This window comes from Streptomyces sp. ATLC9 (assembly GCF_057196705.1).
Window position 1 is genome coordinate 1 of record NZ_JBXUOY010000582.1, and the last position, 501, is coordinate 501.

Sequence of the window (501 nt, forward strand, 5' to 3'; positions counted from 1 at the left end):
GGGCACGGGGGCGCTGGCGCACCTCGGCCCGGACTGGCGGCTCACCGGCGCCGCGGCGCTCGCCTGGACGGCAGCCCTGGGCGTACCGGCGGCCCTGGCGCTGCGGTCCTGGCGGCTGCGCCCGGCCCGCTGACGCCGGCGTCCGGAGCACCCGGCGTTCCCGGTGTCCTCCGCTGCCGCGGCCGGTCCCGCTCCCCGCGCCCGGCCTCACTCCCCGCCTTCGGGGTCACCGAACAGCGGGCGCAGTTCCTCGGGCAGATGCCGCTCGCACGCCTGGCGCGAGGAGTTGGTGAGGGCGTCCTCGACGCAGACGAAGTAGTCGCGGTAGACGAGCTGGACGGTGAACTGCGCCGCGATGATCACCAGTGCGAGGATCCCGGTGACCAGCCCGGTCACCGCCGCCGCCAGCTGCGGCCGGCCCGAGCGGCCGGCCTCCGGGCCGGCGGGGGCGGGAGCCCGTCCCGCGCCGGTCCCCGGCACGGTGGAGCGGTCGGTGCCGGC

1 pseudogene is annotated in these 501 nt (G+C 78.8%); it reads right to left on the bottom strand.

The window, feature by feature from the left end:
- Positions 1 to 207 precede the first annotated feature (207 nt).
- Positions 208 to 501 (bottom strand): annotated as a pseudogene (locus tag AC2CJA_RS27170) (hypothetical protein); the annotation flags it as partial.